At 53.5% G+C, this 4,055-nt stretch carries 3 protein-coding genes and 1 pseudogene; 2 read left to right on the top strand and 2 right to left on the bottom strand.

The genetic code is table 11. The features are described 5' to 3' along the window. Positions 1 to 48: 48 nt before the first annotated feature. Positions 49 to 1,284: an MmgE/PrpD family protein gene (locus AO277_RS11725; protein ID WP_080899380.1), complete on the bottom strand. Its 1,236-nt coding sequence runs from the start codon at positions 1,282 to 1,284 to the stop codon at positions 49 to 51. 127 nt (positions 1,285 to 1,411) lie between these two features. Further along, entirely contained in the window at positions 1,412 to 2,368 is a 957-nt protein-coding gene (locus tag AO277_RS11730; protein WP_044320096.1) for a LysR substrate-binding domain-containing protein, read from the bottom strand. Positions 2,369 to 2,732: 364 nt separating this feature from the next. Between AO277_RS11730 and AO277_RS11735 the strand changes: the two genes are divergently transcribed. Both AO277_RS11735 and AO277_RS28755 read left to right on the top strand, forming a co-directional pair. Further along, positions 2,733 to 3,767 carry a quaternary amine ABC transporter ATP-binding protein gene (locus AO277_RS11735; RefSeq protein ID WP_044320095.1) on the top strand — a complete coding sequence of 345 codons (1,035 nt, stop codon included), beginning with the start codon at positions 2,733 to 2,735 and terminating at the stop codon, positions 3,765 to 3,767. A 47-nt stretch (positions 3,768 to 3,814) separates the two neighbouring features. Further along, positions 3,815 to 4,055 (top strand): annotated as a pseudogene (locus AO277_RS28755) (hypothetical protein); the annotation flags it as partial.

A 4,055-nucleotide genomic window follows, 5' to 3' on the forward strand; every position in this document is an offset into this window, starting at 1 on the left:
CCGGCTCGAAAATATGAACCCGAGGGGGGTCAAAACTAAGTTGGCGATTTAGCACGGAAGGGGGTCACTTTTTAGTTGGCGTTGACAATCAGCTGTCATCGCGGTATCTGGATCACCTTTCGCGGCGGTCACAGGGCTGACGATAACGCTACCGTCTTTTAAGGTAAGGGTAAGTCTGGAGGGAATTTCATCCGGGAATCGCGCGGAAATATCCGACTCTTCAACGATTTCGATACGTGAACTGAGCGACAGAATGTCGGGCGCGGTGATTGAATCCCCCGTGACTTCGTCAGGTCCCAACTTACCTCTGACAATCAATGCTGCCAGCGGAAACGCCAACGCATATTGGGCCTGATCAGCGTTGCGAGGGGTATGGCCCTGCAAGCACATCGACTCGTAGAAGGTTTCCACACGGATCGATTCAATCACGTCAGCATTCAACTCAGGTTGCTGGCGCTGTATTTCAAGCATGGCTGTCAACGCTGGTTGCGCCCATCGGCACACGGGCCATGGTTTGAAGTACTGGCTATCAATTTCCCAGCGTTTTCCTATGTCGGCCCAGTGCGCTGCGACGCTTGGGTCTTCTACCGTTTCAGCGGGTGCACCTGTTATTCCCGCTTGAGCCATCAATAAAGAGTTCAAGCCGACATAGGCACCTGCTCCATGGGCGTCACGCAGCATCGTTGGTGACAGCACCACACGCATCATCGGGCAGCGTGCGCTGAAGTATTCAGCAATGCCCAATGCGTGGCGAAATGTCGGCTCATCGAACCCCAGTAATCGGGCACCGGCACACTCCACCCCCATTGCAGAAAAGCCTCCAGAGGCATGGTAGGTGGGGGAGGTCGCCATTAAGGCAGTGCCGGCGCGTAACGCGGTCTCATAGCCAATGCACAGTGCCGACAGGAAATCGTGCCCGCTGATCTGCTGGCCTTGGTGATGCAGCGCATCGGTCAGCGCCAGTAATGCCGGGACTACGGTTGCACCCGCGTGCCCTTTGGATTTGAAGTGCCCTTCGTGGGCATCCAGGCTGTCGGCGGAAAATCCACCCGCCCACGCTGCACCGAGAATATTGACCCGCTGACCGTCGAATATCAGGCGGCTGGTGTACATGCCATCAGGGTAGTGCTGACGTGCATAGTTACGCATTGCCTTGCTGGTGTCATTGGATGTCGCACCTGCCATGACCGCGACGATATCCAACAGGCTGCTTTTGAGTATTGCCTGAGTGTTGGCGGGTGCTTGCTGGAAATCGAAATCGCGACAAAATTCGAACAGTGACATCCTGACCACTCCTTACGAAAATCATTGTTGTGCCGCTGCACGATGACCCAGTGGGGTCTCACCGTTCCAGCAACATTTTCGTAGGGCAATCGATAACAAAAGCGATTTTCTGCTGAGGCCGGTCAGGTCACCGGGGGAACTTCGACAAGATCCATTCACGAAACAGGCGCAACTCATCTTCGTTCTCGGCGTTCTCTCTACAGCTCAGGTAATGCGAGCTGTTGCGTAGCTGAACCTGCTGTTGGATCGGTCGTACCAATACGCCGCGCTCCACCAGTCGAATAACCAGGTGGTTCCATCCCAAGGCAATACCCTGGTGGGTCAGCACCATACTGATCAACAAGTTGTAGTCGTTGGCATTGAAAATTTGCGGGCTGTCTTGCGGGCGCTCATCAATGTCAACCGACTGAAAGGCAAGCCAGACGCCCCAATCAACATGCTCGGCCACCTGGGATCGGCCATAAGGACTCAGGTTCAGCAAGGCCGAGTTTCGCAGGCCTTCGATGGTCGCGATTTCCGGGTGTTGCTCTAGAAACTGCGGGCTGCACACGGGGTAAATGACGTCATGGCATAACGGGTAGCTTTTGTAGTCGTCCCTGATGCGGGCCATTTTGGTAATGAAAACGTCGGGTTGTACACCCGGTTCCATGGTCAGGAAGTTTTGCGTTGTGATCAGATTCAGCTCAATGCCGGGGTTTTGTTCAATGAACTCTGGTAGATGGGCTGACAACCACAAGGCGGAAAAGGCAGGGGAACAGCATACAGTCAGCATCTTTTTAAAGGATTGACTGCTGCGGATTCGCTCTGCAGCCTGTGCGATATTCACGAACGACAGTTGGGCGGCATCAAAGAACAAAGCGCCGGCTGACGTCAGCTCAACGGTGCGTCCGGCACGAGTGAAAAGCTGTGCACCCAGATAGTCTTCCAGTTCCCGAATCTGCCGACTGATCGCTGCCTGCGACACACAAAGCGCCTCGGCGCCGAGGGTGAAACTTTCGTATTTGGCAGCCGCTACAAAAGCTTTCACAGCCCTCAAAGACGGCATTTTCAGCAGAATGCTGTCAGGGTCGACATGCTTTGACATCCTTAGGTTCTCCTTGCGCAGCCGCTCCCCGCTGAAGCGACGCGAGGGTAACTGAAGCCAGACAGTAAGAGTGATGTAATGGTCGTTTTTGAGACATAACGGGTCGTACTTGTGTGAGGCTGCCACGAGATGGGCGGCTTCGAGCGATCCATAACCCAACGTTATCCAATTGTCCCTGTAAATGTAGTTGGAGTTGAGGAAGGGTTGCCACTAAATTTGAAACATCCCTCGTTCCCAGGGTCCAAAAATAATAAAAGGAAGCCGTCGTGAAACCTTCGATTCATTACCGCTGCCGTTTAAAACTAATGTCGATCGTTTGCGCACCGCTCAAGGCGAACAGTGCCGAACACGAAGAGGGCAGGGTATGACTGAGTCTGACGAAATCATTTCCGTCAAGAATGTCTATAAGGTATTCGGCACACAGCCGGACCTCGCAATGAAGATGCTTGCCGATGGGGCTTCCAAAGACGAGGTCTTTAAAAAGACCGGGCAAGCCATCGGTGTCTTTGATGCAAACTTCTCCGTTCGTCGCGGTGAGATTTTCGTGATCATGGGTCTGTCCGGGTCCGGTAAATCAACCATGCTCCGTTTATTCAATCGCTTGATTGAGCCCACCAGTGGATGGATCTTTCTGAATGGCAAGGAAATTACCGGTCTGTCGGATAAAGATCTTCTACAAGTGCGCAGGAAAGACATGGGTATGGTCTTTCAATCCTTTGCACTTATGCCGCACATGAGCGTCATCGATAACGTTAGCTTCGGTTTGGAAATCAGCGGCGTTGTCGAAAAAGGACGCTACTGCCGTGCCAAGGGGGCGTTGGCGCAGGTCGGCCTCGCGGGCCAGGAGTTCAGCTTTCCCCATCAACTGTCCGGCGGTATGCAGCAACGTGTCGGACTCGCCAGAGCCCTGGCCAACGACCCCGCAATCCTTCTGATGGACGAGGCTTTTTCAGCCCTCGATCCCATGATCCGCAGCGAAATGCAGGGCGAATTGATCAAGCTGCAGGCCGAGCAAAACCGGACCATCATCTTTATTTCACATGATATTGAAGAGGCCGTACGGATCGGGCACCGCATTGCAATCATGGAAGGCGGTCGGGTTGTGCAAATTGGTACCCCTCGTGAGCTGCTGTGTAACCCTATCAATAAATACGTGCGTGATTTCTTTAATGGATTCGATACCAGCCGAATTCTCAAGGCGGGCGATATTGCCCAACAGGACGCCAGCATTGTCTATGAACCTGGTCGCCACACCCCTCTAAAAGCAGAAGCGTCGCTCAGAGAAATCCTGCATATCGTCGCGGCGTCCGCAACGCCTATGCCGGTGGTAGACGAAATTGGCTTATATAAAGGCTCGATCTCGCAAGGCCACCTTCTGAGCTGCCTGAATAATAGTTAACTTGAAGAATCAGAGCGCTCTCAAGTTCTGGGGGGGGAGGAAACATCATGTCGGACTTTAATTATCTGGACCCGTTCCAAAGCTTCACCGTTCCACTGGGGTCGTGGGTGGACGCTGCACTTACTTACCTGGTGCATCATTTTCGGGAAGTGTTCAGGTCCATTAGATGGCCGGTCGATCAAGTGCTTGATGGTATTCAGTGGAGCCTGCTTTCTGTGCCGCCCACTGAACCGCCCCGGGTTTCTCGGAGACCCTTTTGTTTGAGTCATGCCACCTGGGCAGACTCGG

The organism is Pseudomonas amygdali (genome assembly GCF_002699855.1).
In the GTDB taxonomy this organism is placed as follows: Bacteria; Pseudomonadota; Gammaproteobacteria; order Pseudomonadales; family Pseudomonadaceae; genus Aquipseudomonas; species Aquipseudomonas amygdali.

What these genes read in the sequence shown, in the direction of transcription:
- AO277_RS11725 (WP_080899380.1), bottom strand. Translation starts at nt 1,284, where the DNA reads ATGTCACTGTTCGAATTTTGTCGCGATTTCGATTTCCAGCAAGCACCC.
- AO277_RS11730 (WP_044320096.1), bottom strand. Translation starts at nt 2,368, where the DNA reads ATGTCAAAGCATGTCGACCCTGACAGCATTCTGCTGAAAATGCCGTCT.
- AO277_RS11735 (WP_044320095.1), top strand. Translation starts at nt 2,733, where the DNA reads ATGACTGAGTCTGACGAAATCATTTCCGTCAAGAATGTCTATAAGGTA.